The 26223-nt window shown below is 64.9% G+C and carries 25 protein-coding genes; 9 read left to right on the top strand and 16 right to left on the bottom strand.

The window, feature by feature from the left end:
- Positions 1-86: 86 nt before the first annotated feature.
- Together aqpZ and JJB74_RS11740 are read left to right on the top strand one after the other, a co-directional pair.
- On the top strand, positions 87-839 hold the full coding sequence (gene aqpZ, locus JJB74_RS11745; protein WP_200592059.1) for an aquaporin Z: 753 nt from the start codon (positions 87-89) through the stop codon (positions 837-839).
- A gap of 48 nt (positions 840-887) precedes the next feature.
- Entirely contained in the window at positions 888-1343 is a 456-nt protein-coding gene (locus JJB74_RS11740; RefSeq protein WP_200592318.1) for a DUF2501 domain-containing protein, read from the top strand.
- Between the two features lie 62 nt (positions 1344-1405).
- On the opposite strand, the gene JJB74_RS11735 is transcribed toward JJB74_RS11740, so the two are convergent.
- The gene (locus JJB74_RS11735; protein ID WP_200592058.1) at positions 1406-1678 is read right to left on the bottom strand and encodes a helix-turn-helix domain-containing protein; all 273 of its coding nucleotides are present in this window, start codon (positions 1676-1678) and stop codon (positions 1406-1408) included.
- Between the two features lie 18 nt (positions 1679-1696).
- Here JJB74_RS11735 and JJB74_RS11730 point away from each other — a divergent pair, with 18 nt between their 5' ends.
- Entirely contained in the window at positions 1697-2710 is a 1014-nt protein-coding gene (locus JJB74_RS11730) for a zinc-binding alcohol dehydrogenase family protein (protein WP_200592057.1), read from the top strand.
- A 16-nt stretch (positions 2711-2726) separates the two neighbouring features.
- Here the strand turns inward: JJB74_RS11730 and JJB74_RS11725 are convergent, their stop codons facing one another.
- A complete protein-coding gene (locus tag JJB74_RS11725; protein WP_200592056.1) occupies positions 2727-3218 on the bottom strand; it encodes a DUF3237 domain-containing protein in 492 nt (163 codons plus the stop codon).
- A 102-nt stretch (positions 3219-3320) separates the two neighbouring features.
- Between JJB74_RS11725 and JJB74_RS11720 the strand changes: the two genes are divergently transcribed.
- A complete protein-coding gene (locus tag JJB74_RS11720; RefSeq protein WP_200592055.1) occupies positions 3321-4133 on the top strand; it encodes a helix-turn-helix transcriptional regulator in 813 nt (270 codons plus the stop codon).
- Between the two features lie 179 nt (positions 4134-4312).
- On the opposite strand, the gene JJB74_RS11715 is transcribed toward JJB74_RS11720, so the two are convergent.
- The 4 genes from JJB74_RS11715 to JJB74_RS11700 all read right to left on the bottom strand — a co-directional run bounded on the left by JJB74_RS11715 (position 4313) and on the right by JJB74_RS11700 (position 9404).
- Complete coding sequence (locus tag JJB74_RS11715; RefSeq protein WP_200592054.1) at positions 4313-5497, bottom strand: ABC transporter substrate-binding protein; 1185 nt, start codon at positions 5495-5497, stop codon at positions 4313-4315.
- Positions 5498-5547: 50 nt separating this feature from the next.
- Complete coding sequence (locus JJB74_RS11710; RefSeq protein WP_200592053.1) at positions 5548-7227, bottom strand: tannase/feruloyl esterase family alpha/beta hydrolase; 1680 nt, start codon at positions 7225-7227, stop codon at positions 5548-5550.
- Positions 7228-7375: 148 nt separating this feature from the next.
- Positions 7376-7963, bottom strand: coding sequence for a CHRD domain-containing protein (locus tag JJB74_RS11705; protein ID WP_200592052.1), 588 nt, complete (start codon positions 7961-7963; stop codon positions 7376-7378).
- A gap of 595 nt (positions 7964-8558) precedes the next feature.
- On the bottom strand, positions 8559-9404 hold the full coding sequence (locus JJB74_RS11700) for an alpha/beta fold hydrolase (RefSeq protein WP_200592051.1): 846 nt from the start codon (positions 9402-9404) through the stop codon (positions 8559-8561).
- A 299-nt stretch (positions 9405-9703) separates the two neighbouring features.
- On the opposite strand from JJB74_RS11700, the gene JJB74_RS11695 reads away from it, so the two are divergent.
- Positions 9704-10315 carry an alpha/beta fold hydrolase gene (locus JJB74_RS11695; RefSeq protein WP_200592050.1) on the top strand — a complete coding sequence of 204 codons (612 nt, stop codon included), beginning with the start codon at positions 9704-9706 and terminating at the stop codon, positions 10313-10315.
- 171 nt (positions 10316-10486) lie between these two features.
- Here the strand turns inward: JJB74_RS11695 and JJB74_RS11690 are convergent, their stop codons facing one another.
- From JJB74_RS11690 to JJB74_RS11655, 8 genes are all read right to left on the bottom strand, one after another.
- Entirely contained in the window at positions 10487-11377 is an 891-nt protein-coding gene (locus JJB74_RS11690) for an SDR family NAD(P)-dependent oxidoreductase (protein ID WP_200592049.1), read from the bottom strand.
- Positions 11378-11441: 64 nt separating this feature from the next.
- Positions 11442-12383: a BKACE family enzyme gene (locus tag JJB74_RS11685; RefSeq protein ID WP_200592048.1), complete on the bottom strand. Its 942-nt coding sequence runs from the start codon at positions 12381-12383 to the stop codon at positions 11442-11444.
- 61 nt (positions 12384-12444) lie between these two features.
- Complete coding sequence (locus JJB74_RS11680; RefSeq protein WP_200592047.1) at positions 12445-13167, bottom strand: ABC transporter ATP-binding protein; 723 nt, start codon at positions 13165-13167, stop codon at positions 12445-12447.
- Positions 13164-13919: an ABC transporter ATP-binding protein gene (locus JJB74_RS11675; protein ID WP_200592046.1), complete on the bottom strand. Its 756-nt coding sequence runs from the start codon at positions 13917-13919 to the stop codon at positions 13164-13166. The genes JJB74_RS11680 and JJB74_RS11675 overlap by 4 nt, the downstream gene beginning before the upstream one ends.
- The gene (locus JJB74_RS11670; RefSeq protein ID WP_200592045.1) at positions 13916-15199 is read right to left on the bottom strand and encodes a branched-chain amino acid ABC transporter permease; all 1284 of its coding nucleotides are present in this window, start codon (positions 15197-15199) and stop codon (positions 13916-13918) included. The genes JJB74_RS11675 and JJB74_RS11670 overlap by 4 nt, the downstream gene beginning before the upstream one ends.
- A 4-nt stretch (positions 15200-15203) precedes the next feature.
- Positions 15204-16145 (bottom strand): branched-chain amino acid ABC transporter permease, encoded by a 942-nt coding sequence (locus JJB74_RS11665; protein ID WP_200592044.1) that lies wholly within the window; start codon positions 16143-16145, stop codon positions 15204-15206.
- Between the two features lie 97 nt (positions 16146-16242).
- The gene (locus JJB74_RS11660) at positions 16243-17499 is read right to left on the bottom strand and encodes a branched-chain amino acid ABC transporter substrate-binding protein (protein ID WP_200592043.1); all 1257 of its coding nucleotides are present in this window, start codon (positions 17497-17499) and stop codon (positions 16243-16245) included.
- Positions 17500-17567: 68 nt separating this feature from the next.
- A complete protein-coding gene (locus tag JJB74_RS11655) occupies positions 17568-18359 on the bottom strand; it encodes an SDR family oxidoreductase (RefSeq protein ID WP_200592042.1) in 792 nt (263 codons plus the stop codon).
- A gap of 325 nt (positions 18360-18684) precedes the next feature.
- On the opposite strand from JJB74_RS11655, the gene JJB74_RS11650 reads away from it, so the two are divergent.
- Positions 18685-20655, top strand: coding sequence for a helix-turn-helix domain-containing protein (locus JJB74_RS11650; protein ID WP_200592041.1), 1971 nt, complete (start codon positions 18685-18687; stop codon positions 20653-20655).
- A 43-nt stretch (positions 20656-20698) separates the two neighbouring features.
- On the opposite strand, the gene JJB74_RS11645 is transcribed toward JJB74_RS11650, so the two are convergent.
- Positions 20699-22459, bottom strand: a complete 1761-nt coding sequence (locus tag JJB74_RS11645; RefSeq protein ID WP_200592040.1) for a tannase/feruloyl esterase family alpha/beta hydrolase — start codon at positions 22457-22459, stop codon at positions 20699-20701.
- Positions 22460-22683: 224 nt separating this feature from the next.
- Entirely contained in the window at positions 22684-23673 is a 990-nt protein-coding gene (gene gcvA, locus JJB74_RS11640) for a transcriptional regulator GcvA (protein ID WP_200592039.1), read from the bottom strand.
- 169 nt (positions 23674-23842) lie between these two features.
- Between gcvA and JJB74_RS11635 the strand changes: the two genes are divergently transcribed.
- The 3 genes from JJB74_RS11635 (at position 23843) to JJB74_RS11625 (ending at position 26206) form a co-directional block, all read left to right on the top strand.
- Positions 23843-25048, top strand: a complete 1206-nt coding sequence (locus JJB74_RS11635) for an MFS transporter (protein ID WP_407672340.1) — start codon at positions 23843-23845, stop codon at positions 25046-25048.
- A gap of 259 nt (positions 25049-25307) precedes the next feature.
- Positions 25308-25736 carry an antitoxin Xre/MbcA/ParS toxin-binding domain-containing protein gene (locus JJB74_RS11630; RefSeq protein ID WP_200592037.1) on the top strand — a complete coding sequence of 143 codons (429 nt, stop codon included), beginning with the start codon at positions 25308-25310 and terminating at the stop codon, positions 25734-25736.
- Positions 25733-26206, top strand: a complete 474-nt coding sequence (locus JJB74_RS11625; protein WP_200592036.1) for an RES family NAD+ phosphorylase — start codon at positions 25733-25735, stop codon at positions 26204-26206. The genes JJB74_RS11630 and JJB74_RS11625 overlap by 4 nt, the downstream gene beginning before the upstream one ends.
- Positions 26207-26223: the final 17 nt, after the last annotated feature.

Below are 26223 nucleotides of genomic sequence, written 5' to 3'. Positions count from 1 at the left end.
CTCAATGACCGGCATGAAATGCTTACTACCATGATCTGGCGGCCCCGCTGGCACGGGGAGCGCTGGCTTTTTCATGAAGGTGCACCATGTTCGCGATCAAATTGCTCGCCGAATTTCTCGGCACGTTCTGGCTGGTCCTTGGCGGCTGCGGCAGCGCCGTGCTGGCGGCGAAGTTTCCGGAAGTGGGTATCGGCCTTGCAGGCGTGTCTCTGGCCTTCGGCTTGACGGTGCTTACCGCGGCGTATGCATTCGGCCCGATTTCGGGCGGACACTTCAATCCGGCAGTATCGGTAGGCTTGTGGGCTGGCGGCCGTTTTCCGGCAAAACAGCTGGGCCCTTATATCGCAGTGCAGGTAGGCGGAGCCATCGTTGCCGCTCTCGTTCTCTACATTGTCGCCAAAGGCCAGCCGGGCTTTGATGTGCAGCAGGGGTTTGCCGCCAATGGATATGGCGAACATTCACCCGGCGGGTATTCGATCGAGTCTGCATTGATCACGGAACTGATCATGACTTTCATGTTCGTGCTCATCATTCTTGGCGCAACGCATACCAGGGCGCCGGTCGGATTTTCCGGCATCGCGATCGGACTGGCTCTTACGCTGATCCATCTCATCAGCATTCCAGTGACCAACACATCGGTCAATCCCGCACGCAGCACCGGCCCGGCCCTGTTCGTCGGTGGTTGGGCGCTGACGCAATTGTGGTTGTTCTGGCTCGCTCCGCTGCTCGGCGGCCTGCTTGCAGGAGTGCTGTATCGCATGCTGCTGCAGCAGGACCTGCGGGAACCGGATGTCGCGGGAAAGCGGGAAGCCTCCGCGCATCTTGAAACGCGGGCTTGATCTCACCTGATCTCACTGCAGCGGTGAAGCGCTATGAACAAACATGACATGAAGTTTTATGGCCATCGGGTCGTACTGATCGAAGTCCTTCTGGCTTCGCTGCTCGCAGCTGGTGGCGCGCATGCACAGCTCGGCGACTTGATGGAGCAAGGCAAACGCGCCGTCAATCCTGGCGGCAGCCATGAAGCGGCCGGAGGATTGAGCGGCGCATTATCCGGCCAGTCGCTCAAGTCGAGCAGTGTGGGGAATGTTGCCGGTGTGCTCGAGTTCTGCATCAGGAACAATTACCTCGGCGGCGATGGTCCGGCATCCGTGAAGGACAAGCTGATGGGCAAACTTCCAGGTGGTTCCTCCACATCCGACAGTGGCTACAGGAGCGGCGCGAAAGGCCTTCTGAGTGGCAGCAATGGACAGCAGCTCGATCTGAGCGGCGGCGGCCTGAAGGCCGAAGCCACGAAACGGGTCTGCGACACCATCCTCGCGCAGGGAAAGTCCATGTTGTAGGGCAGCGCATCGCTGCGCATATTGATTGAAGCGCGTGGCGTTCAGGTCGCTTGAAGCGGTGCTTAGCTGCGTCTCGGTTCAGGGCGCATGCTGCGCGTGGTGCGTACCAAGAACCCCACATCGAGCGAGACCTCGAGCCGCTTCAGCACCGCGCCGGCCACCGCCGGCGACAGGCTCAACAGACGCGCCGCCTCGGACAGGCTGCCGCTTTCGGCCATTGCTTCGAAGAATGCAAGGTCCTGCACATTCCGCACTTTCGGAATGTTTTTCAAGGTGATTCGCTCGCGGCGCAGTTTATCAACCGGCGCTGAAAGGCCAGAATAGCGGCTTTTCATCCGTCACTAGGAGCCATCATGCGAGCCGTCGCTTATCAAGCCAGTCACCCTATCGATCATCCCGACGCCCTGGTCGATGTCACCCTGCCCGATCCGGTTGCCTCAGGACACGATCTGCTCGTTGAAGTCCGGGCGGTGTCGGTGAATCCGGTCGACACCAAGGTGCGCCGCAATACGCAACCGGAGAACGGCGCGTGGAAGGTGCTGGGCTGGGACGCCGCCGGCATCGTGCGCGCCGTCGGCCCAAGCGTGACGCTGTTCAAGCCGGGCGACCGCGTCTGGTATGCCGGCTCGATTGCCCGCGCCGGCAGCAACAGCGAGCTGCAGCTGGTGGACGAGCGCATCGTCGGCAAGATGCCGGACTCGCTCGACTTTGCGGCCGCGGCCGCGATGCCGCTCACAGGCCTGACGGCGTGGGAAATGCTGTTTCATCGGCTGCAGGTGCCGACCGGTCCTGAAGCCGCCGGCCGATCGATTCTCATCATCGGCGCGGCCGGCGGCGTCGGCTCGATCATGGTGCAGCTGGCGCGCAAGCGTACCAATCTGACCGTGATCGGCACCGCATCGCGGCCCGAGAGCCGCGCCTGGGTCGAGCGCCAGGGCGCGCATCATGTGATCGACCACAGTCAGCCGATCTCGCAGGAAATGCAGCGCATCGGCATACCGCAGGCGGACTACATCGTCAGCCTGACCCAGACCGACCAGCATTTCGCCCAGATCGCTGAAGCGATCGCACCGCAGGGCCGCTTCGGGCTGATCGACGATCCGGCGCCGATCGACGTGCGCCTGTTGAAGCGCAAGAGCGTATCGCTGCACTGGGAGCTGATGTTCACCCGCGCGCTGTTCCAGACCGCGGACATGATCGCGCAGCACGAGATCCTGTCCGAGCTGTCGCGGCTGGTCGATGCGGGCGCCATCAGCAGCACCGTCAATGAGAGCTACGGCACGATCAGTGCGGACAACCTGAAACGCGCGCATGCCATGCTGGAATCGGGCCGGTCGCGCGGCAAGATCGTGCTCGAAGGCTTCTGAATCAAGCCTGGCGGCGTCAGGACGCGCCGACCAGGTACACGTCCAGCACTGCCGCGCCCGGCTCGCGCCGGGCCGTGGCCACCGCCACCAGCGAGTTCAGGCGCGCCCAGGCCGCGCTGCCGGTGCAGAAGCTCATCGCGGTGTGGAAATAGTATTCATGCGGCGCGACCGGCTCGCCGCGCGCCATGCGCGCCATCACGTCGGGCGGGCCGTGGCGATAGCCGCGGCTCTGCACTTCGATCAATGCGCCGTCCGTGGCCTTCAGCACATACTGCGCCATGATCTCGAGCGTGCCGTCGCTGCGCGCCAACTGCCAGTCGACGCCGCCGGCGAGCACTTCGCCATTGAGCGCCGGGCCTTCCACCGTGCCGCCGACGATGGGCACATAGCGCCGCTCGCCAGAGGGCGCCGGACCCAGCGACACCAGCGGCGCAACCCGGGCCGTGATCCGGCACAGCCATTCCAGCGCGGGCGCCGCATCAGGCCCGCGGTTCTCGTCCTTGCTCATGCCTTTCCTCCATTTGTCCTGTTTTTCAGAGCGCTTTGCTATGATCCCTGCGCAGCGCCATGTTCTAGGGCGTCAACTCGAGCATCCACCAGGGAATCTCTCATGCAGGTCTGGACCGTTTCCGAACCCGGCGTTGCCGCCGATGCCGCGCAAGCCGCGCTGCTCGGCATGATTCCGCATCTCGGATCAAGCGGGTTTCGCTCGCAGGCGCTGGCGGCGATCAATCTCGGCCTGCCCTCCGGCTCCTGGAGCGTGTACCGCATTCGCCGCGATGCGCCGCCGGTGTGCTACCTGTCCGGCAGCCATGCGCGGCCTGACACCACGCCCGCCTGCCTGCATGCCTACCGCACCTGGCTGTACCGGCACGATCGCACCTTTGAAGCCCTGGCCGACGCACGCCAGCCGCTGCAGGCGCTGCACCTCACCGCCGCCGACGTGCCGGATGCGCGCCATCGCCATGCGATCTACGAGCGCCACGGCTTGCGCGAGCGGCTGTCGGTGGCATCGAGCTTCCCGGATGACAGCATCCTGTCGGTCAATCTCTATCGCCATGCGGACCAGCCGGGCTTTGCCGAGCGCGAGCTTGAACTCTTCAGCCGCCTCGCTCCCGGTCTCCTGGCCATGGTCGCGCGCCAGATCGAGCTGTGCGAGCCGGTCGCCAGTGTTCCTGCCGGCCTGCCGCCGGAACGCCTGCGCGAACTGTTGCTGCAGCTTGCGCCCTCGCTGCCACAGCGCGAGCTCGACGTCTGCGTGCGCCTGCTCGCCGGCATGAGCCACGACGGCATTGCCTGCGACCTCGGCATCAGCGCCACCACGGTGAAGACCTACCGCAACCGCGCCTATGCCCGCTTCGGCATCCATCACAACAACGAGCTGTTTGCGCTGGTGCTGCAGCGCTCGGGGCGCGGCGGGTAAGGCGTAGGTTGGGCTGCAAGCCCAACGTGCTGCGACCCGCAAGCGTCCGAAGTTGGCTCGTAGGTTGGGCTGACAAGCCCAACATCAGGCGCTTGCGAACCGCGAGCATGTTGGGCTTGCAGCCCAACCTACGAACTACGCACCACCACAACTGGTCTACGCCGTGCGGGCTTGCCAACTCACTTCGCGTCCTGGTCCAGCGTCCACTTGCCCGACACGATGCGCGCCATCACCTGGCCGCGGCCGTCCAGGCCGTTGTGATTGCCCGGGCTCATGTTGAATACGCCTTCGGGGCTGGCCACTTCATGCATGCCCTCCAGCGCATCGCGCAACGCCTGGCGGAATTGCGGTGTGCCCGGCTGCGCATTCTTCAGCGCCACCGGCGCTGCGGCCTGCAGCCAGTTGAGTGCAGTCCAAGCGGTGGAGCCGAATTGCGAACGGGTGCCGGGCCCATTCTGGCTTTCGTATTTCGTCACGTATTCCATCGCCGGCGCCTTGACCGGGTTCTGCGCCGGCAGCTGTTCCGCCACTAGAACGGGCGCCACCGCCAGATAGGCGCCATCGACCTCCTTGCCGCCGACGCGCAGGAAGTCGGCATTGGCAATGCCATGGGTCTGATAGATCAGCCCCTTGTAACCGCGCTTGACCAGCTCGATGTGCGGCGTCGCGCCCGGCGTGCCGAAACTCATGATATAGACCGCGTCCGGCTTGGCTGCCAGCACCTTGATCACCTGCGAGGTCGCGGAGATATCCTGCGCGCCGATGCGCTCCACCGCCGACAGCGTGATGCCCTTGCCCGGCGCCTGCGCGCTGAAGGCCTTCAGGAAGCCTTCGCCATAGCTGGTGGTGACGGCGATCACGGCAGCGTTCTTCACCTTGTGCGCGGCCATGTGCTCGACCACCTTTTCCACCGACAGCGCTTCCGGCGCCGCCATCTTGAACGCCCATTTGCGCGGGCCTTCCTGCGGCTCGATGATGGCATTGCCACCGCCGAGCGCGATGATGGGCGTGGCATTGCGCCCGGCCACTTCCATGGCCGCGATCGACGGCGGCGTCAGCGACGGCCCGACGATCACGTCGACCTTGTCTTCATTGATCAGCTTCGACGCCGCCTTCGCCGCTTCGGTCGGATCGCTGTTGTCGTTCAACACGATCAGTTTCAGCTTCTGGCCGGCGATCTCGGATGGCCACAGCCGCACGGTGTTCTCCGCCGGCTTGCCCAGCGACGCCGCCGGGCCGGTCAGCGACAGGATCACGCCGACGCTGATGTCGGCATGGGCCGCGCCGGCGGCGCCGAGCGTGCCGAAAGCGCCGATCAGTAAGGCGAGCCGCGCACGGCGCAAAGTGGTGTGCTTGTGTTGCATGGTGCATGTCTCCTGGAATGTTATTGGCGGCGCGCCATTCTGCCAGAGGCTCACTGGCAAACGAAGTTCGCCGCGTCCTCGATGTTGCCGCTGCCGGTGTAATGCGCCGTCTTCGGATAGGCGCACAGCGGCCGGCTGCGTCCCGCGAAGGATGCGGTGCTGCGCGCGGGCACGCTGTCCGGCGCCGTGCCCTTCTCGACCCAGTTCACGATTGCGGCCAGGCCGTCATAGGCATCGGTGGCTGGTCCGCCCGAGCAATGGTTCATGCCAGGCACGACGAACAGCCGCGCGAAGGATTGCGCATTGGCCATGCCGCCGGCGGTCGTGGCCAGGCGCTTGTAATAGTCGATGGTGTCGTTGGCGGAGAAGATCGGGTCGCTGCCGCCGTGGAAGAAGATCATCTTGCCGCCATGGCTGGTGTATGGCGTCAGGTCGGTGGTCCGATAGGTGTCGTAGACCGCGGAATAGGCGGCCAGGCGCGCCGGGTCGGTATCGAAGTTGAATTTGAAGATGTCGAAGTTCGCGTCGAATGGCGTGAAGAATTCATAGGCCATCGCGTTCTGGATCAGCGTCACATAACGCGAATCCGGCGTAGCGGTCTGCGAGCTGCCGAGCTTCCAGCTACGCCAGCCGGCATTGGATATGCCCGCATCCCAGGGCCAGCTCGAATACAGCGCATTGCCGGCCGAGTCGCGCGGACCGGCGAAGGCTTTCTGCAGCGCCGACACCTGTACTGCCGACAGGCAGGAATCGGTCTTCGCGCCCGAACATTGCAGCACCGCGGGATCGAAGCCGCAGGAGGCCGGGTCCTGCACCATGCCGTCGACCGCGCCATCCTTCGCATCGCAGGCATCGAGCACGCCCTTGGACACCAGCGCCAAGTCGGCATTGGAGAAGGCATTGGCCAGGATCGGATTGCCCGAAGCGTCAGGCGGCGCGATCGCCCGGTATTGCTGTGAATCCCAGGCTGCGGCGATCGATGCGCCGCTGGACACCTTCATTGCCGGGGCCGAAGCGACGATGCCGTCGAAATAGCTCGGGAAGCGCTGCGAGAACATCATGCCCTGGCGACCGCCACCGGAGCAGCCGAGGAAATAGGAATGCTCGGCATTGCGCCCGTAATACTGCGCGATCAGGCTCTTGGCGATCTGCGCGGTGCGGTCGTAGGCGTTGTAGGCATGGTCGGTGCGGGCGCGCGCATCCTTGCCGTAGGAAGCGGCGTCGGTGCCCTGGTGACCGCCGTCGGTGGACACCACCGCGAAGCCGCGCGCCAGCGCATAGGCGCCGGTGCCCGCGGATGCCGCGAGCGCGCCGGTGTTGGTGCCCATGGCCGGCGCCAGCGTGCCGTCGTTGCCGCCACCGCCCTGGAACATGAACTGCCCGCTCCACGCGGTGGGCAGGCGCAGCTCGAAGCCGATCGCATGGTCGAGGTTGTCGGTGCCGATGTAAGGGTCGGCCACGCCGCGCACCACGCAATGCGCGGGCAGGAAGTCGCCGGTGGTGACGCCGCTCGGCCGCACCGTGCCGGCAGCCACTTCGGTGGCGCTCTGTATGGTCACGCCGGGAAGCGATACCTTGGTCACGCCCGCGCAACCGCTGCTGGCCAGAATCGATGTGGTGGCGTTGCTCTGGGCAGCCGGGGCGCTGTTGTCATCGCCGCCGCCGCAGCCTGCGAGCAACAGGAGAATGGCAGCGGCCGAGGCGCTCGCCGGAAAGGTGCGTGCTTGCATAGTCGTCTCCTTCGTTATCGGCCGGTTTGCCCAGCCATTTATGTGGTCGCTTTTGCGTACCTTGTCGGAGAAGGTAATGAAAGTGCGGCGCCCTGGTTGTCCTCCGCGAGAAGGACAGGGCGTCGCGTGTGGGCGCTGCGCGGATGGTTCAGCGGCTGCGCCAGCGCAGCACCGCCAGCCCCAAGCCTGCAATGGCCAGCAGCGCCAGGCTTGCCGGCTCCGGCACCTGGCCCGATGCGCTCAGGAAGCCGCGAATTTCGCCGCTGGGAAATTGCGTGGTATGGATGTTGAAGTAGGCGTTCCCGGAAGCGAGCGCGGCCGCCAGCGCCGCCTCGGCTCCCGCGGCGCTGCCGCCGTTGGCGTTGATGAAGGCCGGGTTCCAGGTTGCCGGCGCCAGCGTGCTGAAGCTGTTGCTGAAGTTGCCGGCCGTCACGCCAAGCGGAAAGCCGGTGAAGCTCGGCAATTGCGTGGCCACGCCGACGGCGCCTGGAGGGGCCACGCAGCAATGGATATGCGATGCCGTCGTGCCCGAAGTCAGGCCACTGAAGGTGGCATTGACGCCCAGCGTGTGTGCCAGCGGATCGTAGTCGAGCTGGACGAAACCAGTGCCCGGCGATGTATTCGTTGGCGCTTCGGCGGTCCCGCTCAGTGTCGCGGTGTAAAGCAGCGCATGGCTGTGGCCGGCCGCCAGCAGCAGCGCCGGCAGCAACAGCCATCTTGGCTTGCGGATCTTCATGAGGATGCTCCTTGCATGGATGCACACTGCCCGGCCGGGCAGGCGCAGGCAGCCAAGCAAGCAGCGCACCAGAAAGTAAATTGCTGTAAAAATCAGAACGTTACAGAAAAGCTGACAGATCAGTGAACCGCGCAGTGTCAAGCCGTGCGACATTGCCGGGCCGATACGCAGCTTGAACGCCATGGCGCGAACGCGTCATTGCTGACGTGACCGCGCTTTCACTCAGGCCTTCGCCGAGATGAGGCACAAACCTTGCCTGTATTGAGGCAGACGTATGGCTGTGCCCGCTGGACAGCAGTTAAGGGGCAAAAAGCAATAAGCAATAAGCAATAAGCAATAAGCAATGGTTTTCAAGTCGCCTGCAAGGGTTGCCTTGTTTCGTTCGCATTAGGAGCAAGCCCTGCTTTGGTCGGGCAGGGAACGCACGAGTCGCGCTCTCGGCTGGCCCAATTCCCGATGTGGCTTACGTAGTTGCGATTTGCCCTTGCCTTCGCAGTTGCAGTTGCCGTTGCTTTTAATCCCGTCCATGTGCCTGCTCCCCCTGCATTCAGAGGATGCCGGGCATGCGCGGCGTCTGGCGCCGTCGATCGCTCCATCATGTCTCGCGCAAAAAGGCTGTCATCACGCGATTGACCTCTTCCGGCGCTTCGTTCTGCACCCAGTGGCTGGCGCCGGCGATCCGGTGTATGCGCACATGCGACGCATAACGTGCCAGTCCGCTGAGCAGGAATATACCCAGCGTCGGATCGCGCTCGCCCCACAGCACCAGCGTTCTGGCTTCGGTACGCGCGCAAGCCGCCAGCGCCATGCCGTCGCTGCGCATGTTTTCACGGTAATAGTCGAGCGCTGCCTTCAGCGCGCCAGGTTGCGACAGGCAGTCGACATAGCGCTCGATGTCCTCCTGCGCGAACGCGCTACTGCGCACCGGCCCGCGCCGGAAGATCTCACGCACGATGCGAAAACGGCCTGCTGCGAGCACGCGCTCCGGCAGCAGCGGCAACTGGAAGAAGGCCGCGTACCAGCTGCGCAGCAACTGAGAGGTATGCCAAACCTTCGCCGAGTACAGCGCCATGTGCGGCGCATTCATGATCACCAGCCGGTCCAGCAATTGCGGACACAGACCGGCGAAGGTCCAGGCGATGATGCCGCCCCAGTCATGCCCGACGACATGCGCGCGCGCATGGCCGCTTGCCTTGACGATGGCGGCGACATCATGGACCAGGTGCCGCAGGTGGTAATCGGCCTGGCGCGGCGACACCGACGACGGTGGATAGCCGCGCAGGTTCGGCACCCATGGGGAGAAGCCCGCTTCCACCAGCGGTGCGATCTGCCAGCGCCAGGAATGGCCGTTCTCGGGAAAGCCGTGGAGCAGGATCACCGGCGGACCGTTGCCCGCGACTTCGACGTGCAAGTCGAGGCCATCACCGGGAATGCGCAGCATGCGGCCTGGCGCGGCTCGGGGTTGCTTGAGAACACTTGGCATCGGTGCGGAGGGGCGCATGTGAGCTTGGACCTCGACGGCAGGCACTAATTTCACCGTGCCATGCGCATCGGTATGCACCCGCCCAGACCGAGACTACGACGCATGGCGTTTCTTTAGCGCCATGCGCGCTCCTCATGGCGGACATCACCAAGGAGCATTGGATGAACGCTGTGGTGCAGCATAGACTTTGCGCTCGCATTGCAGGTTTTCGTGCAGTAATGATGCGTTCCTGCACAAGCATCAATAGGGGGGATCAGATGCAATTGGTATTCATACATGGCAATCGCGCCACCTCCACCAGCTTCAACTACCTTCGTAGCCATCTCGCCAGCCGGGACGAGATCGTGCTCGACTACGAGAGCCATCAAGGCTTCTACCGCAATCACCGCGCGATGCTGCAACAGCTCGAAGGCACTCGCGACATGGTCTTCATCGCGCATTCGCTCGGCGGCATCCATGCATTGCACCTGGCTGACGCGCTGGGTAAGCGCGTGCTGGGCGGCATCACGATGAGCACGCCTTACGGTGGCAGCGAAGCCGCAGAGATGCTGGCCTGCATGCTGCCCTTCAGCCAGGTGCTGAAGGATATACAGCCGCACAGCAAGCCGATACGCGCGGCAAAAAGCCTTCCAGTGATGACGCCGTGGACCAACCTGGTCAGTACCGCGGGCGCCACGCCACTGATTCCGCTGCCGAACGATGGCGTGGTCACGCTGCAGTCAATGCGCGCGCGGGAAGACATCCGGACCATCGACATCGATTGCAATCATTTCGAAATCCTGCTGCATCCGCGCGCGCTTGAAGCGGTGCAGGAAGCGGTGGACGATGCGCGCAACGCGCTGTCACGCCGCATTGTGCTGTACGGATGAACGACGCAATGGCGCAAGCACTTGCGCACAGCGGCGTGGCTTGGATGGATATCAGGAACCCCGATCGGCAGACTGCGCCAAGGGTTTCCCTTCCCTGCTGCCACGCCGTTGCCGCAGGCCGGACGGCGCCTGATGCGACCGCGCCAGCGCAAACAGTTACAACTCCTGCCGTCAGGCAGCGCCGCCGGCCTTCTCCAGTTCGAACCGGTACTGCTCCCAACCCGAAGCCGGCACGGTTTCCTCGCTCCGGTCCGCGATGTCCGCGAATCGCTCGCGGACCTGCTCTGCCGCGTCTTCGGTTGCGCCGATAAAGACGCCCCTGGTCATCGTGATGTTCGCGGTTTCGAAACTGCCGGCGCCGGCAAGCAGAATCGTCCGTGTCGGCGCATCCTCGCCAACCAGCGCGACCACACCCGGGCTCACTACCGAAGGATGCAGCTTGGCCAGCGCTTCCGGCGACAGGATGCCCTCGGTCATCGCGGTCGCAGCCGACGGCGCCAGGCAGTTGACGCGGATGCCGTATTTCTCGCCTTCCAGTGCGAGCGTCTGCATCAGTCCGACCAGCGCCATCTTCGCCGCGCCATAGTTGGCCTGGCCGAAATTGCCGTAGAGGCCGGATGAAGATGTCGTCATGACGATGCGGCCGTAGCGCTGCTCGCGCATGCGCTCCCATACCGCCTTGGTGCAGTGAACCGCGCCCATCAGATGGGTGTCCAGCACCAGGCGGAAGTCTTCCAGCGACATCTTCGAGAAACTCTTGTCGCGCAGGATGCCGGCGTTGTTGACCAGGATGTCGACCCGTCCCCAGGCATCGACGGCGCGCGCGACCATGGCTTCCATCTGCGCGTAATCGGTGACGTCGCCGCCATCCGCGATCGCGGCGCCGCCTTCGGCGATGATCTGATCGACGACAGTCCGACCCGGCGAGCCTTCATGCGCGCCCTTCACATCATTGACCAGCACCCGCGCGCCCTGCCGCGCCAGCGCCAGCGCATGCTCGCGCCCCAGTCCGCTGCCCGCGCCCGTGACGATCGCAACCCTGCCTGCCAGATATCCATTCATTGTTTTCCTCCCGACTCGTAGTTTGATTATTGGTGTCTCGTATTGGCTTACTGTCAGGGACAGCTCAGAATCCGACCGCGTCCCGTCCCTTGAGCCCCAGCATGGTACGCGCTTCATCGGGCGTGGCAATCTCCAGTGACAGCTCTTCCAGGATGCGACGTATCTTGCGCACCTGTTCCGCGCAGGATCGTGCAAGCTGGCCTCGTCCGAGATACAGGCTGTCCTCCAGGCCGACACGGACATTGCCGCCCATGACTGCGCCCATGGTCAGCAGGGACATCTGGTGCCGACCGGCGCCGAGTACCGAAAAGCGGTAGCCGTCGCGGCCAAACAGCCGGTCCGCGGTATTGCGCATGACGACGAGGTTCTCCGGGTCCGGGCCCAATCCGCCAAGAATGCCGTAGATGCTCTGGATGAACAGCGGGCCGTGGATCAGCCCTTCGTCGACGAAATGCGCGAGGTTGTACAAATGCCCGACGTCATAGCATTCGAACTCGAAGCGCGTACCGCAGTCTTCGCCCAACACCTTGAGGATGTGCTTGATGTCGCGGAAGGTGTTGCGGAAGATGAGGTCTTCCATGCCCTCGACATAAGGCTTTTCCCATTCGTGATTCCAGTGCTCGATCTTGCGTGCCACCGGGTGGATCGAGAAGTTCATCGATCCCATGTTGAGCGAGCACATCTCGGGCTTGGCCTGCAGCGGATAGGCCAGCCGTTCCTTCAGCGTCATGCGCGTGCTGCCGCCGGTGGTGATGTTGATCACCGCGTCGGTCGCTGCCGCGATGCGTGGCACGAAAGCGTCGAACACCTTCGGATCGGCGGTGGGGCGGCCGTCCTGCGCATCGCGCGCATGCAGATGGAGGATGGCCGCGCCCGCTTCGGCCGCTTGAATCGCCTGTTCGGCGATCTGATCCGGTGTCAGCGGAAGATACGGCGACATCGTCGGCGTATGCACCGACCCCGTGACCGCGCATGAAATGATGACTTTGTCCTGTGTCCTGGCCATGAAACCCTCTGTGGAAAAAATGAATACGGATTGATTAATGAATGGATGGCTCGCGCCAAGATCACACCGCCAGCCATTCGGCGAGCACCCGGTCGTTGGACATCAGTTCCTGCGGGCCGCCTTCATAAACGATGCGGCCATGGCCCATCACGCAGACGCGGCTCGATACCTTGAGCGCGATGACGAGCTTCTGCTCGACCAGCACGACCGAGACGCCCTTGCTGTGCATGTCCCGGATGCATTCGGCCACCTGCGCGACGATCTTCGGCGCCAGTCCCTCGGTCGGCTCGTCGATCAGGATCACCAGCGGGTTGCCGAGCAGCGAGCGGCAGATGGTGAGCATCTGCTGCTCGCCGCCGGACATGCTGCCTGCTTTGGTGTCGCGGCGCTCCTTGAGCCGCGGGAAATAGTCGTACATCTGCTCGACCGTCCAGCGATGCGCCCCGGGCGGCGCCGGCTGCTCGCCCATGCGCAGGTTCTCTTCGACGGTCAGATTGGCGAAGACCTCGCGCTCTTCGGGCACGTAAGCGATGCCCGCGCGGCAGATGGCATAGGGACGCGCGCCGGCAAGCTCGCGCTCGCGCAGCAGGACGCGGCCGGACGTGGGCGGCACCAGGCCCATGATGGCCTTCATCGTGGTTGAACGCCCCGAGCCGTTGCGGCCCAAGAGGCTGACGACCTCGTTGCGCGCCACGCTGAAGTTCACGCCATGCAGGATGTGGCTCTTGCCGTAATGCGCATGCAGGTCCTCGATGCGCAGCAGCGTTTCGGAATTGGCATTCATGCGCTCGTCTCCTCGCCGAGATAGGCCTGCCTGACATTCGGATCGTTGCGGATGTCCTCGGGCGTGCCGGTGGCAATCATCTGCCCGTAGACCAGCACGCTGATGCGGTCGGACAGCGAGAACACCACGTCCATGTCATGCTCGACGATCATCAACGCCCGTCCCCTGGTGACGTCGCGGATCAACTCGGCGGTGTAGTGCGTTTCTTCCTGCGACATGCCGGCCATTGGTTCGTCCAGCAGGATCAGTTTCGGATCGGATGCCAGCGTCATCGCAATCTCGAGGGAGCGCTGCTCGGAATACGCCATCTCGCCGGCGATCGTCGTCGCCCTTCCGGCAAGCCGGACCAGTTCCAGCAAGCGCTCGGTCTCCAGGCGGATACCCCCATCGCTGGCAATGAACTTCCAGAATGCATACTGCGCCACGCGGCTGCGCATCACGGCAAGCCGGATGTTCTCGAACACGGTGAGCTTCGGGAAGATATTGGTGATCTGGAAGGAGCGCGCCAGGCCGAGCCGATTGATCGCCTGCGGCGACTTGCCGCCGATCTGCCGGCCGTCGAAGACGATCTGCCCGGCGCTCGGCGTGAGGTTGCCCGAGACCAGGTGAAACAGCGTGGACTTGCCGGCGCCGTTCGGCCCGATCAGGGCATGACGCTCGTTGTGGCGCAGCGCGAGGTCGACGCCGCGCATGATCTCCACCGGTCCGAAGGATTTCTTCAGGCCGTGAATGGCCAGAAGGGGATCGTTCATGCGACACCTCCATTGCGTTTGACCGGCGCCTCGATGGCGAAGCCCGGCTCCGGCTCCCGCTCCAGCGCATGCAGGCGCGCACGCACGACACGCGCCAGAAAGGCGCCCGCAAGCAGCAGCAACAGCGGCGTTGCCCAGGTCATCGGCGCCGCGGGCGACCAGGCATGCTGGAGCAGCGTCACCGGCGGCAATGGCGCGTCCGCATGAAGCTTGGCCAATGCGCGGTAGTCCTGCGAGAAGAGCCGTTGCAGCAATTCGATCGTCAAGGCGCCGCCCGCGGAAAATAGGAGCGCGGCCGCAAGCGACAGCGCCGCGATCGGCAGCATGCGCGCCATGCCAAGACGCTGTCGGAGCCGGCCGGCAATGGCGAACAGGCCCGTGAGGCCGGCCGGCAGGTACATCATTACGGCCACGAAAAGGATGCCTTGATACAGCAGCCAAGACTGGGTCAGGTCCGACACGGCATAGCCGAAGAAGCTCATCAGCGCCGCGCCAAGCGCCGGACCGAGGAACAGCCTGACGCCGCCGATATAGGTATTGAGCACCACCGCCGCGGACAGGCTGGGGTCGAATACCACGTAGTTGGCCGCTTCATTGCCGATGACCTGCAGCGCGCCGGCGACGCCGGAGAACATCGCGGAAATCGCGAACACCGTGGTGCCGAGGCCGTGCACGTCATAGCCCAGGAAACGCAGGCGGTGGCTGTTCTCGCGCAGCGCGAAGGTGAGCCTTCCCAGCGGCGTCAGGGTATAGGCATACAGCAGCGCCAGCGATACCAGCACCCATGCCAGCGTGAGGAAATAGACCTGGGTCGTCGATCCGAAGTCCAGTCCCCAGGCCGGCATGCGCATCGTGGAAACGCCGGCTTCGCCGCCAAAGAGTCCTTTCAGATGCGGCGCCAGCGCATGCACCAGTTCGGCAATGGCCAGCGTGATCATCGCGAAGTAGGTGCCGCTGCGCTTGGTGGCAAACCAGCCGGCGACGACGCCGAATGCCAGGCCGCCGATTGCGCCAGCCAGCGGCAGCAGAGGCGTCGGCAGCAGGCCTGCGCCGGCGAACGCATTCATCGCATGCACGGTGGCGAAGGCGCCGACGCCGAAGTAGGCCGCGTGGCCGAAGGACAGCATGCCGGCCTGGCCGCACAGCAGGTTGTAGGCGCAGGCAAACAGCGCGGCGATGAGCATCTGTATCGCGGCATTGAGCAGGCCCTGGGACAGCAGCAGCGGCAGGGCGAGCAGCACGGCCACGCCGAGGAAGAGGAAGACGTATCGGGATTTCATGTCGTCACGCCTTTTCACCCATCAACCCGCTTGGCTTCACCAGCAAAATCAACAGCATCAGCGCGAACGGAATCGTCGCGGAAAGGCTGGAGATCTTCAGCGTCAGCAGTCCGCCCGTGCGCTGCGCCCATTCGCCGGCGCCGACCACGCCGAGCAGATCGGCAAGGCTCAGGTCCACGCCGACCGCAAGGGAAGTGATGACGCCGATGAGCAGCGAAGCCAGCATCGCGCCGCCCAGGGAACCCAGGCCGCCGACCACGACGACGACGAACACCATCACGCCCAGCTCCAGCGCCATGTTGGGGTTCGTGGTGTAGAACGCGCCCGCAACCGCGCCCGCAAGCCCGGCCAGCGCCGCGCCGACGCCGAAGACGCCCATGAAGACCATGGGCACGTTATGCCCCAGCGCCTCGGCCATGCGCGGCCGGTAGATGGCGGAGCGCACCACGATGCCGACCCGGGTACGGGTGAGCAGCAGGTAAATGGCGACAAACATCACGAGCGCCACGCCGCCCATCAGCAGACGGTATGCCGGGTATTGCGCCCCGCCTATGCTGAAAGCCGAGAAATCCAGCGCCGCCGGCACGCGATAGTCCACCGGGTAATTGCCGAAGATCAGCTTGATCAGTTCGGCGATGATGAAGGACAGGCCGAAGGTGACGAGCAGTTCATGCGCATGGCCGTGATGGTGCACGCGCCGCAGGAAATAGCGCTCGATGGCCACGCCGATGAATCCGACCAGGATCGGCGACAGCACCAGCGCCGTCCAGAAGCCGAGCACGCCCTGCAACGCGTAAGCGAAGTAGGCGCCGAGCATGTAGAAGGAGGCGTGCGCAAAATTGAGCACGCCCATCATCCCGAAAATGAGCGTCAGCCCTGCGGACACCATGAACAGCAGCAAGCCGTAGATGATGCCGTTGAGCAGGGATACGATGAATTGGTCCATAAATCTCCTCGCAGCGAATGAAGCGGGCCCAGCGCGGCGATGTTGAAAACATCCCTTCCCGTCCGCGATTGGACGGGCGTGGGCCCTGCAGGGGCCTTTAGCCGGGACGCTTCATCGTGCAGCTGGCCTGCGCCGGCGTGGCGGCCTCCTCCGCGGTGAAGCGCTTGACCGGCTTGAATCCCATGTCGGTGCCGTCGACCTTCATCTTCGCGTCGCGGCTCACCGTGGACACAACCATCGGCAGCAGCACCTGGTGGTCGGATGCGCGCATGCGCATTTCACCCATCGGCGTATCGATGCGGGATGTCTCCATCGCCTGCGCAAACCCGTTCGCGTTGAAGGCGCCATTTGCCGGCTTGGTGCGCTTCAAGGCATCGGCGACCATGGCCATGCCATAGACGGTCTGCGGCTCGATGAAGACTGGCGCATGGCCCGTCTTTGCCTTGTAGTCGTTGACAAAGCGTTCGCCCTCCGCGCCGCCGGCTTCGGCATTGAAGGTATGCGCCACGAAGTGGCCGATCGCCGTATCGCCCGCGTTGGCCAGGTTGCCCGGCTGATCGAGGAACACCGTGCCGAAGCGCACCTTGAGCCCTGCCGACTTGGTGGCCTTCATCAGCAGCAGCAGGTCGTTGGACCAGTTGCCGGTGAGGACAGTATCGGCCTTGGCTGCGCTGATGCGCGCGACATAGGGCGCGAAGTCCTGCACCTTGTTGACATCGTGCAGCGTCTTCTCGACGACCTGGTAACCGCCGGCCTTGGCGTTTTCGACGATGGCCTTCTCCATGTCCTGGCCCCAGGAATAGTTCTGGTTGATGGAGTAAACGCGGGTGCCGAGCGCATTCGCCCCCTTCATCGCGGTCACCAGCGCCTTGGTGCGCACCTCGGCATTGCCGCTGAAGCGGAAGTGATGGAAGTTGCATTTCTCGCCGGTCAGGTCGAGCGCCTCCGCGCCAACATTGATGTAGACCATTTCCTTGCCGGGATTGCGCAGGTTGTGCTTGCGGATGTCTTCGGTGATCTGCCCGCCGACCGCCGACGATGCGCCCTGGACGATGAGCTGCACGCCGTCGGCGGCTGCGGCCTTGAGCTTGTCCGCCGCGCCCGCGGGGCCGCCCTGGTTGTCATACTCGACGAGCTGGACCGGCTCGCCGTTCCAGCCGCCGGCGGCGTTGATCTGGTCCACGCCGTAGCGAACAGCGCTGCGGTAGGCCTGGCCCGAGGAAGCCTGCGGGCCGGACAGGGTCTCGACCAGGCCGATCTTGAGCGGCGCGGCAGAAGCGGCTCCTGCGGAAAGTCCGAGGCCGAGGCCCAGCGCGAGAACGGCGGCATTGCGCGTGATTGCAGGTTGGTGCATGAGTGTCTCCAAGATTTGTGAGGTAAGGATGGTTACGATCTCTGGCGCATCTGCGTGCGCGCTGGTGTTCACAGATACTCGACGTTGCCGTCCACGCTGATCGCCTGGCCGGTCACGTTGCGCGCAGCGGGCGAACTGAGAAAGATGGCCATGGCCGCCACATCGTCGAGCGTGACCATGCGCCGCAGCGATATCTTTTGCAGGTACTCGTCGCGCATGGCATCCACCGTCACCCCGGTGGCCGCGGCGCGGGCAGCGATGACGCCGTTCATGCGCTCGCCTTCGACGACGCCGGGAAGAATCGCATTCACGCGCACGCCATGCGGACCGAGTTCGATCGCCAGCGACTTCATGAAGCCGACGATGGCCCACTTGGTGGCGGCGTATGGCGTGCGGAAGGCATAGCCCAGCCGGCCCGCGACCGAACTCATCGCGATCACGCAGGGATGCGCGGACGATTGCCTGAGCATCGGCACGGCGCGATGCGCGAAATAGAACTGGCTGTTCAGGTTGACCGCGATGGTCCGTTCCCATTCCGCGCGATCTATGTCCTCTACCGCGCCGGTAGGCCCGGCGATGCCAACGTTGTTGACCAGCACATCGAGACCGCCGAGATTGGCGCGAACATCCTCGAACACCGCCTCCACATCCCTGGGCACGGCGGCATCGGCCATGCTCGCGCTGATCTCGGGCGTTTCGGTGATGAGCCGGTCCAGTGCCGAGCGGTCGATGTCGCAGACATGCACGCGAGCGCCGGTCTCGAGAAAGGCGCGCGCAACGGCCGCGCCTATGCCGGATGCGCCCGCAGTCACGAGAACGCGCAGCCCCGGCTTTGGCTGTAGTGATGCAGTAATGCTCATGATGGTCTTCCTGGTAAGGCTGCTCTGGTGGCTGGTCTGGTGCCTGGCCCGCTTCTCCCGTGCTGCCGAAAGTAGCGTTGCCCCGCTGCTTGGCAAGCAGTTTCCCGGATGGACATCGGCAAGGCTATGTAGGAAGCGCACATATCGCACGCGCTTGGAGTGTGATCAGCACATCGAGCATCCCTGCCTACTAAAATTCTTCTTTGCGATGCGCGCTTGCCGCGTTATTCAGTGCCATGCAGGAGAGGCATCCGGTAACGGCATGTCTTCCTGCATCGCGCATCGACTCATCCGCATAACCCGAACATCAACGCGACCGAAGCACATGGACCGTACCGCTGAACATCTGATCGCCGACCTCATACGCCTGCTGCACCGGAACGCATCTGCCGAGGAGATGGCCCAGCGCCTGGTGCAGGCCGAAGCGCTGCCTGACGACACGCCGGGCAAATCGGGCGCCATCGAACTGGTGCGCATGGCCATGGCGGTGAGGAACCGGCTCGAGCTGCAGCAGCAGAGCGAACAGGGCATGCTCGCGGTAATCGATTCGGCGAAGGACTTGTCGAGCCGGCTTGATCTGACCGGCCTGCTGCATGCGATCGTCACGCGCGCGCGCAATCTGCTCGGATCGCAGCTGACCTGGTTGACGGTGTATGACGCCGACAGCGATGAATTCCGGGTGCGCGTCAGCGATGGCGCGATCTCGGGCAGCACGACGCAGATGACCGCCGCGAGAAACCTCGGCGTGGCTGGCGTGGTGATGTCGACCCGCCTGCCCTTCGCGACGTCGGACTACCTGCATGACACGCGTTTCGTGCACGATCCGGTCCTGGACGAGACCTTCCGCAATGAAGGCATCGAAGCGCTGGTCGGCGTGCCGCTGGTCTTCGACGATGAAGTCATCGGCCTGCTGTTCGTGGCCGACCGTTACCATCGCACCCACACCGCGCTGAACGTGTCCATCCTTTGCACCCTGGCCACCCATGCCGCGGTCGCCATCCATAACGCGCAGGCCTTCGAGCGCGCGAATGCGGCCTTGAAAAAAGCCGATCTCGCGCGCGCCGAGCGCGAGCGCCATGTGCGCGAGATGCAGGGCGCGGCCGAGGCGCACGAGCAATTGACTTCGCTGCTGGCCCGCGGCGCGACGCTGGGCACGCTGTGCCACTCCATCGCGCAACTGCTCGGCGGCGATGTGCTCGTCATCGATGAAGCATCGCAGGTGATTGGACGCGGCATGGCGCAGGACCATGGCGGCGTCGCGGCGCAAGCCTATGCGCCGCATGATGCGCACAGCAACGCGATTGCCAGCGCCACGCGGGAGAGCCGCCTGGCCGGCAGATCGGTGCTTGCCTGGGAAGCCGACGGCGAGCTGTGCCGGGTCCATGCGGTCATCGGCGGCAATGACGTGCTGGGCGCGGTGCTGCTGTTCCGGCGCGAGGACTTGAGCGAAGTGTCGATACGCACCTTCGAGCGCAGCGCGAGCATCATCGCCATCGTGCTGCTGTCCCAGGAGCGACTCGAGGCGGAAAAGGTGCGCGATGTTTCGGCGCTGCTGCGCAGCCTGATTTCGCCGCGGCAGGACGAGCCGGCGCTGGCCCTGGAACGCGCCGAACGCTTCGCTCTCGATTTGTCGCAGCCGCTATGCCTGGTGTTGATCGAAACCGAAATCCTCAAGCCCGGCTTCGTTGCGCGCCGGCTGCGCGCGCAGAAGCGCTTCTCGGACCTGGTGCTCGACGAAGTCGATGGCGTGGTGGCGATCGTCTGCAGGGCGACCGAGGCCCAGGACATCGTCAGGGATTTCGCTGTCGCGAGCCAGCGCGAATTCTGCGAAGGCTACCGCGGCGTGGTGTCCCGGCCGGTGCAGTCGCCGGCGGAAATCCCGGGCCTGTATGCGACGCTGCGGCGCGCGCTGGTCGTGCTGGGCCGCATCGGCGTGCGCGGCAAGATCCTGCACCAGAACGAGATGGCGCTGTATTCGGTGCTGTTCGAAACGCATGACGGCGCCAGCCTCAATACCTTCATCCATGCGAGCATCGGCAAGCTCATCGCGCACGATGAAAAGCGCGGCTCGGACCTGACCCGCACGATGCTGAGCTATTTCGACAGCAACCAGAATGCGACCAGCACCGCCGCGCAGCTGGGCATCCACGTCAACACCGTGCGCCAGCGCCTGGCGAACATCGAGGAATTGCTGGGTTACTGGGGCAGCCCGAACCGGGCGTTGGAAATCCATGTCGCGCTGCGGCTGTGGAGCCTGAACATGCGCGACGGCACGAGTCCGGCGCAGCAGGAATGAGACGGATGGCGGAGCTCGCCTGCGCAAGCCCCGCCATGTGCCGTCAGTTCGAGCAGACGAAAGAAGCAGCGAGGTTCACGTTCCCGGTGCCGCTGTACTTCGGCCACTTCGGATAATCACACATCGGCCGTGTGCGGCCCGGCACTCCGGCCGTATCGGCGACAGTCAGGTTGGTCGGATTGGCGCCCTTTTCCACCCAGCCTTCCAGCGCGGTCAGCGAGTCCCATGCGGCGTTGAAGCTGGAACTGGCCGCATGTCCCAAGCCCGGCACTTCGTAGTAATGCGCGAACTTGTCGACCTCCGTCGGGCCCATCTGGCTCTGCAGACGCTGGAAGTATTCCTCCGTCGCCCGGGTGCTGACCAGCACGTCGACCGTGCCATGCGCCATCAGCAGCTTGCCGCCCTTGGCAGCGAATGGCGCCAGGTCGACCCTGGTGTCGAGCTGCGTGCTCAGCTCGCTGATCCTACCGGCCCAGGGTCCCGGGTTTTCGGGGTCCAGCGACAGCGAGTTGTAATTCACATCGCGCGTCACGGAATACTTGATCCACTGGTCGAGCAGCACGCTGATATACGGCGCCGTGCGCGGCATCGGCAGCGTCGGCTGCGTCGTGCCCAGGGCGAGGAAGGTGACGGTCGGCTCGAGCGGCGACGGATTGGTGGTGATGCCGAGATCGGCGCCCCAGACGTTGTAGCCGGGATAGTGATCCTCGCCGCTGGCCAGCGCGAAGTTGAAGCGCGCATCGGTATTCATGGTCTTCAGCGCAGCGATCTGCGCATCGGACAGGCAGGTGTCGCCGGTGTCGGCGCCGCCGGCGCAGCGCAGCGGATTGCCGTTGTAGATTGCCGTGGCCGGGTCGAAGGTGGCGTTGCAGAGCTGCTGGTTGCTGATCAGGCCGTCGGCGACGCCATCGAGGTTGTCGCAGGCTGCCATCGCAGCGTTGTACAGCAGCGCGCGCTTGGCCGTGTTCGGATAGGCGTTGGGCTGCGCCAGCGCGCGGTTCACGCGATGGCCGCCAAGCAGCGCGGCCGCGTCGTTCCAGGCCGGGTACCACGCGATGGCGCCATCCCAATCGGCGGGCCAGCGCGTGATGGCCGCCAGCGCTTCGCGTCCGCCGGTCGAGCCGCCGGCGAAATACGCCTTCTGGATCTTGTCGACGCCATAGCGCAGCTTGATCAGATAGCTGGCGGCGTCGCGGGTCTTCTTGATGGCATCGCCGCCGAAGTTGCGCACCGCTTCCTCGTTCAGGGCAAAGCTGCCGTCCTGGGAGCCGAAGGTATTGGCCTGATGGCCTGAATCGCTGCCGAAGGTGGCATAGCCGCGTCCGAGCGGCGTGGGCTGGTCGGTCGGGCCCATCGGCACATTGCCGGTGACGTTGGGCACGCTGCCGTCAAAGCCGCCGCCGCCCAGCATCAGCGCCTTGGCATTCCATGCGGTAGGCAGCGCCAGCTTGAAGCCGATGTTCGGCGCGGTCTTGTCCACCGGCGCCACCGTGCCCGTGACCAGGCAATGCTCCGGCACCGCGCTGGCGCCGGTTCCGCTGGCGGCGACTACGGTGGCCGTGACGACCGTCGCGCCCGAGCTCGGCAGGGCAATCGCCGACGCGGGAACGGTGGTGCCGGCCAATTGCGCGCATTCGACCGGCTTGATGCTCGCGGCGTTTGCGTTTCCGGAGTTTGCCGGTGTTGTCGCGGTAGCAGCCGCGGTGCTGCCCGAACCGTTGTCCGATCCGCCGCCGCATGCTGCCAGCGTCAATGCCAGCAGGCTCGCGCATCCCAGCGGGAATGCCTGTCTCCACTCTCTCATGCTGTCTCCTCTTGTTGGTATGGAAGCGTTGCTGTGCCGCTGGTCCGCGCGGAAGGCTGATCGCCGCGCAGGCTCGGCAAAGTGGCAACGATTCGATTCTATTGAGGCGGGCATGGCGTTCAATGTGCGTCCGACACACAGCGGATCGCGGGCGAGTGTCAGCGTCCTCCATTTGCCAACGGGCACATGCGCCGGCAACAGCGACGCTGCCGCGTCTGAACCCTTCAATCAGGATTGGGCTGGATGGATGCCTTCTGCGCAATGTGCTCACCGGTCGCGTTCGACTCGCCTTCCCGGTCAGCCATGGCGGTGATCCAGCGCTCGAAAGCCAGCACAGCGGCATCGCCAGCGCGGTCGGCGTTGATGACGAGCGCATAGTCTGCGGCGCGCCAGGCCGGCGCCGCGATCGGGCACATCAGCCGTCCGGCGGCGATGTCGCGCCGGATCAGGGGTAGCGATGCCAGCGCCACGCCCAGGCCTTCGACCGCGGCGGCGAGCTGAAGATAGGTATGGTCGAACTCGACATGGCGCGCCGCTCGCAGATGCGGCATGCCGGCTTCGCGCAGCCATTGCGGCCAGGCGCTGCGCGTGCTGGCCGAATGCAGCAGGGTGTGCGCGCGCAGATCCGCCGCGCTGCGTATCGGATGCCGGCGCAGCAGCGCCGGGCTGCAGGCGGGCAGGCGCATGTCGGGCATCAGCGGACGCGAGACGACGCCAGCGCCCGCTTCCTGCCCGGAACGCACGCCGATGTCGAAGGCATCGCCGACGTAGCGCAATTTGCGCGAGCTGGTGGATACGCGCACATCGATGTCGGGATAGCGCGCGTAAAAGTCGCCCAGGCGCGGCAGCAGCCAGCACAAGGCAAAACTGGAGAGCACATTGATGCGCACGATGCCCGAGACGCGGTACGCGGGGCGCTCCTGGCGCAACCCGGCCGCCGCGGCGCCGAGTCGCGCGAAGGCTTGGTGCACGTCGTTGAGCAGCGCGGCGCCCGCATCGGTCAACACCACGCCGCGCGGGCGGCGCTCGAAGAGCGGCACGCCAAACCAGTCTTCCAGCAGCCGGATCTGCTTGCCTACGGCCCAGTGCGTCACATGCAGATCGGCAGCGGCGGCGGCGAAGCTGCCATGCCGGGCCACTGCTTCGAAATTGCGCAGCGCATTGAGCGGCGGCAGGCGTTCGCTTTCCCTGCGCGGATCGTTATCTTTATCCATGAGGTGACTTTTTTTCCCGGTCGACGCGATCTTAATGCAATTGGAGGCAGGCCCGACCGGGCCATAGAATCGCTGTCCATGATGCCGGCGCACGTGAGCAAGCCCGGCAATGGGCATCGCATTACCGCCGCCCCGAGCAAGAAAGAGACAAAGGACAGAGATGCGCTTCATCCGATTTCCCGCGTTTGCCGCGCGACAGTCCGGCACGAGCGCTGCCGCTGGCGCATCGCGCTCGCGCGTGCTGTGGCTGGCCTGCGTGGCGCATGCGCTGCACGATGGCTACACCGATCTGATCTATGTGCTGCTGCCGGTGTGGCAGGCCGACTTCGGTCTTGATTACGCGGCGCTGGCGCTGCTGCGCGGTGTGTATGTGGGCACGATGGCGAGCTTGCAGATGCTGGCGGGACGCCTGGCGCGAACGCTGGGCAACAGGATGACGCTGGCGCTGGGCACGCTGCTGGCTGCGGCAGGTTATGCGCTGGCCGGGATGTCGGGCGGCCTCGTCGGCCTCGGCGCGGCGTTGGCCATAGCGGGTGCTGGATCGAGCACGCAGCATCCGCTTGCTTCCAGCGCGGTATCGAAGAGTTTCGGGCGTGATGCCAGGGGCCCGCTCTCCGTCTATAACTTTTCCGGCGACATCGGCAAGGCGGCGCTGCCGGCCGCCATCGCTTTGTTGGTCACGCTGATGCCATGGCGTCATGCGCTGTGGGTCGTGTCGCTTGCCGGATGCGGCGTGGCCGCGGCGCTGGCGCTGCTCATGCCCTCGATACCACGCGGTGAGGCCGTCGAAGCCCGAACTCACGACGCGGCCGGCCAAGGCTCCGGCAAAGGGTTTGCGCTGCTGCTGACCACAGGCGTGCTCGATTCCGCGGTACGCATGGGCCTCCTGACCCTGCTGCCCTTTCTGCTGAAGGAAAAGGGCGCTTCGCTGACGATGGTCGGAACCGCGCTGTCGCTGGTATTCATCGGCGGCGCGGCCGGCAAGTTTGCCTGCGGCTGGCTGGGCGCGCGCATCGGCGTCATTGGCACCACGCTGGCGACCGAGACCGGCACGGCGGTGTGCATCCTCGCCGTGCTGCTCTGCCCGCTGACGCCGGCCATGGCGCTGTTGCCGCTTCTGGGCGTGATGCTCAACGGCACCTCGTCGGCGCTGTACGGCACCGTGCCGGAACTGGCGCGCGCAGGACACACCGAGCGGGCATTCGCGACGTTTTATACCGGCACGATCGGTTCGGGCGCGCTTGCGCCAGTGGTCTACGGCTTTCTGGGCGACCGGATCGGCGTGCATGGCGCCGTGGTCGCCACGGCCCTGACCGCGCTGACCATCGTGCCACTGGCGCTGGCTTTGCGGCCGCTGTTGCCGCAGCAGCGCTGAATCCCGTGCTCTTGCGGCACCTTTCGGGCCAAGCGCGCCGCCTTTCAAGGGCTCGTAAATCGATGGTGGGAGCAGGCAGACGTTTTCCCTTTCATTGATAGGCTGCCGACTTTTTTCCCGCATGGCGTTTCGACACACGAAATGGCATGGTCGTTGATCCTTACGCTTCGGGAAAACTGCGCTCCGAGGAGAAGCGCCTTGCCACAAGTATCATCTGGCATATAATCAAGCATCATTTGATACCCAACTGGACCACTTCATGATGCTCGTTTCCCCCGAAGATGTTGCCGGCGTGATGGAATTGCGGCCGCTGCCGCATACGCTGGCCGAGCTCGAGGCGCGCGTACGCGACGGCTTGCCGAAATCCGCCTTGCGCGCGGGTGTGGCGCAGGCCACGCAGGGCGCGGATGCCCGGCGCGCGCTGCTCGCGCGCATCATTCCCGAGGCGACCTACAAGCGCCGCCGCGATCGGCTCACGCAGGATGAGTCCGAGAAGACCGAACGCCTGGCGCGCATCGTCGCGACCGCTTCCTACGTCTGGGCCGATGCGGACGATGCGCGCGAATTCCTTGCCACGCCGCATCCGGAACTGGAAGGTCGAGCGCCGCTGGAAGTCGCGCTCACCGAGCTGGGCGCGCGGCGGGTCGAGGAATTGCTCTGGAAGCTGTTTTATGGATTGCCGGCGTGAAGCTGTACCGCATCGCGGACAGCCGGCATGCGATCTGGAGCGGCACCGGCGCGATGCTGGTCGGCGGCCGCTTCAACAGCCCCGGCACGCCAGTCATCTATGCCGCGCTGAGCTTTGCCGGCGCCATGCTCGAAGTGCTGGTCCATGCGCGCATCGGCAAGGTGCCCAGAACGCATGCCTGGGTCGAGGCGACGGTGCCGGAGGATGTCAGCATCGAACGCCACGACGCCGACAGCCTGCCGAGCGGCTGGGATGCGATGTCCCTGCAGCCGGCGCGCGCCTTCGGCGATGCCTGGCTGGCCGAGATGCGCAGCGCGGTGCTGATCGTGCCATCGGTGGTAGCGCGCGAGGAATGCAATGCACTGGTGAATCCGGCGCATCCCGATGCGGCGCGCATCGTCGTTGCCGAACCGCGCGCGGTGGTGTGGGATGAACGCCTGTTCGGCATGGCCGGGCACGGCGGATCGTAGAGCGGATTCACCAGGAC

The sequence above is a fragment of the Noviherbaspirillum pedocola genome (genome assembly GCF_016632335.1).
GTDB lineage: Bacteria > Pseudomonadota > Gammaproteobacteria > Burkholderiales > Burkholderiaceae_D > Noviherbaspirillum_A > Noviherbaspirillum_A pedocola.
The sequence above is the reverse complement of the archived record's forward strand: the minus strand, read 5'-3'. Positions and strand labels throughout refer to the sequence as shown.

What these genes read in the sequence shown, in the direction of transcription:
- aqpZ (WP_200592059.1), top strand. Translation starts at nt 87, where the DNA reads ATGTTCGCGATCAAATTGCTCGCCGAATTTCTCGGCACGTTCTGGCTG.
- JJB74_RS11740 (WP_200592318.1), top strand. Translation starts at nt 888, where the DNA reads ATGAAGTTTTATGGCCATCGGGTCGTACTGATCGAAGTCCTTCTGGCT.
- JJB74_RS11735 (WP_200592058.1), bottom strand. Translation starts at nt 1,678, where the DNA reads ATGAAAAGCCGCTATTCTGGCCTTTCAGCGCCGGTTGATAAACTGCGC.
- JJB74_RS11730 (WP_200592057.1), top strand. Translation starts at nt 1,697, where the DNA reads ATGCGAGCCGTCGCTTATCAAGCCAGTCACCCTATCGATCATCCCGAC.
- JJB74_RS11725 (WP_200592056.1), bottom strand. Translation starts at nt 3,218, where the DNA reads ATGAGCAAGGACGAGAACCGCGGGCCTGATGCGGCGCCCGCGCTGGAA.
- JJB74_RS11720 (WP_200592055.1), top strand. Translation starts at nt 3,321, where the DNA reads ATGCAGGTCTGGACCGTTTCCGAACCCGGCGTTGCCGCCGATGCCGCG.
- JJB74_RS11715 (WP_200592054.1), bottom strand. Translation starts at nt 5,497, where the DNA reads ATGCAACACAAGCACACCACTTTGCGCCGTGCGCGGCTCGCCTTACTG.
- JJB74_RS11710 (WP_200592053.1), bottom strand. Translation starts at nt 7,227, where the DNA reads ATGCAAGCACGCACCTTTCCGGCGAGCGCCTCGGCCGCTGCCATTCTC.
- JJB74_RS11705 (WP_200592052.1), bottom strand. Translation starts at nt 7,963, where the DNA reads ATGAAGATCCGCAAGCCAAGATGGCTGTTGCTGCCGGCGCTGCTGCTG.
- JJB74_RS11700 (WP_200592051.1), bottom strand. Translation starts at nt 9,404, where the DNA reads ATGCTGCGCATTCCCGGTGATGGCCTCGACTTGCACGTCGAAGTCGCG.
- JJB74_RS11695 (WP_200592050.1), top strand. Translation starts at nt 9,704, where the DNA reads ATGCAATTGGTATTCATACATGGCAATCGCGCCACCTCCACCAGCTTC.
- JJB74_RS11690 (WP_200592049.1), bottom strand. Translation starts at nt 11,377, where the DNA reads ATGAATGGATATCTGGCAGGCAGGGTTGCGATCGTCACGGGCGCGGGC.
- JJB74_RS11685 (WP_200592048.1), bottom strand. Translation starts at nt 12,383, where the DNA reads ATGGCCAGGACACAGGACAAAGTCATCATTTCATGCGCGGTCACGGGG.
- JJB74_RS11680 (WP_200592047.1), bottom strand. Translation starts at nt 13,167, where the DNA reads ATGAATGCCAATTCCGAAACGCTGCTGCGCATCGAGGACCTGCATGCG.
- JJB74_RS11675 (WP_200592046.1), bottom strand. Translation starts at nt 13,919, where the DNA reads ATGAACGATCCCCTTCTGGCCATTCACGGCCTGAAGAAATCCTTCGGA.
- JJB74_RS11670 (WP_200592045.1), bottom strand. Translation starts at nt 15,199, where the DNA reads ATGAAATCCCGATACGTCTTCCTCTTCCTCGGCGTGGCCGTGCTGCTC.
- JJB74_RS11665 (WP_200592044.1), bottom strand. Translation starts at nt 16,145, where the DNA reads ATGGACCAATTCATCGTATCCCTGCTCAACGGCATCATCTACGGCTTG.
- JJB74_RS11660 (WP_200592043.1), bottom strand. Translation starts at nt 17,499, where the DNA reads ATGCACCAACCTGCAATCACGCGCAATGCCGCCGTTCTCGCGCTGGGC.
- JJB74_RS11655 (WP_200592042.1), bottom strand. Translation starts at nt 18,359, where the DNA reads ATGAGCATTACTGCATCACTACAGCCAAAGCCGGGGCTGCGCGTTCTC.
- JJB74_RS11650 (WP_200592041.1), top strand. Translation starts at nt 18,685, where the DNA reads ATGGACCGTACCGCTGAACATCTGATCGCCGACCTCATACGCCTGCTG.
- JJB74_RS11645 (WP_200592040.1), bottom strand. Translation starts at nt 22,459, where the DNA reads ATGAGAGAGTGGAGACAGGCATTCCCGCTGGGATGCGCGAGCCTGCTG.
- gcvA (WP_200592039.1), bottom strand. Translation starts at nt 23,673, where the DNA reads ATGGATAAAGATAACGATCCGCGCAGGGAAAGCGAACGCCTGCCGCCG.
- JJB74_RS11630 (WP_200592037.1), top strand. Translation starts at nt 25,308, where the DNA reads ATGATGCTCGTTTCCCCCGAAGATGTTGCCGGCGTGATGGAATTGCGG.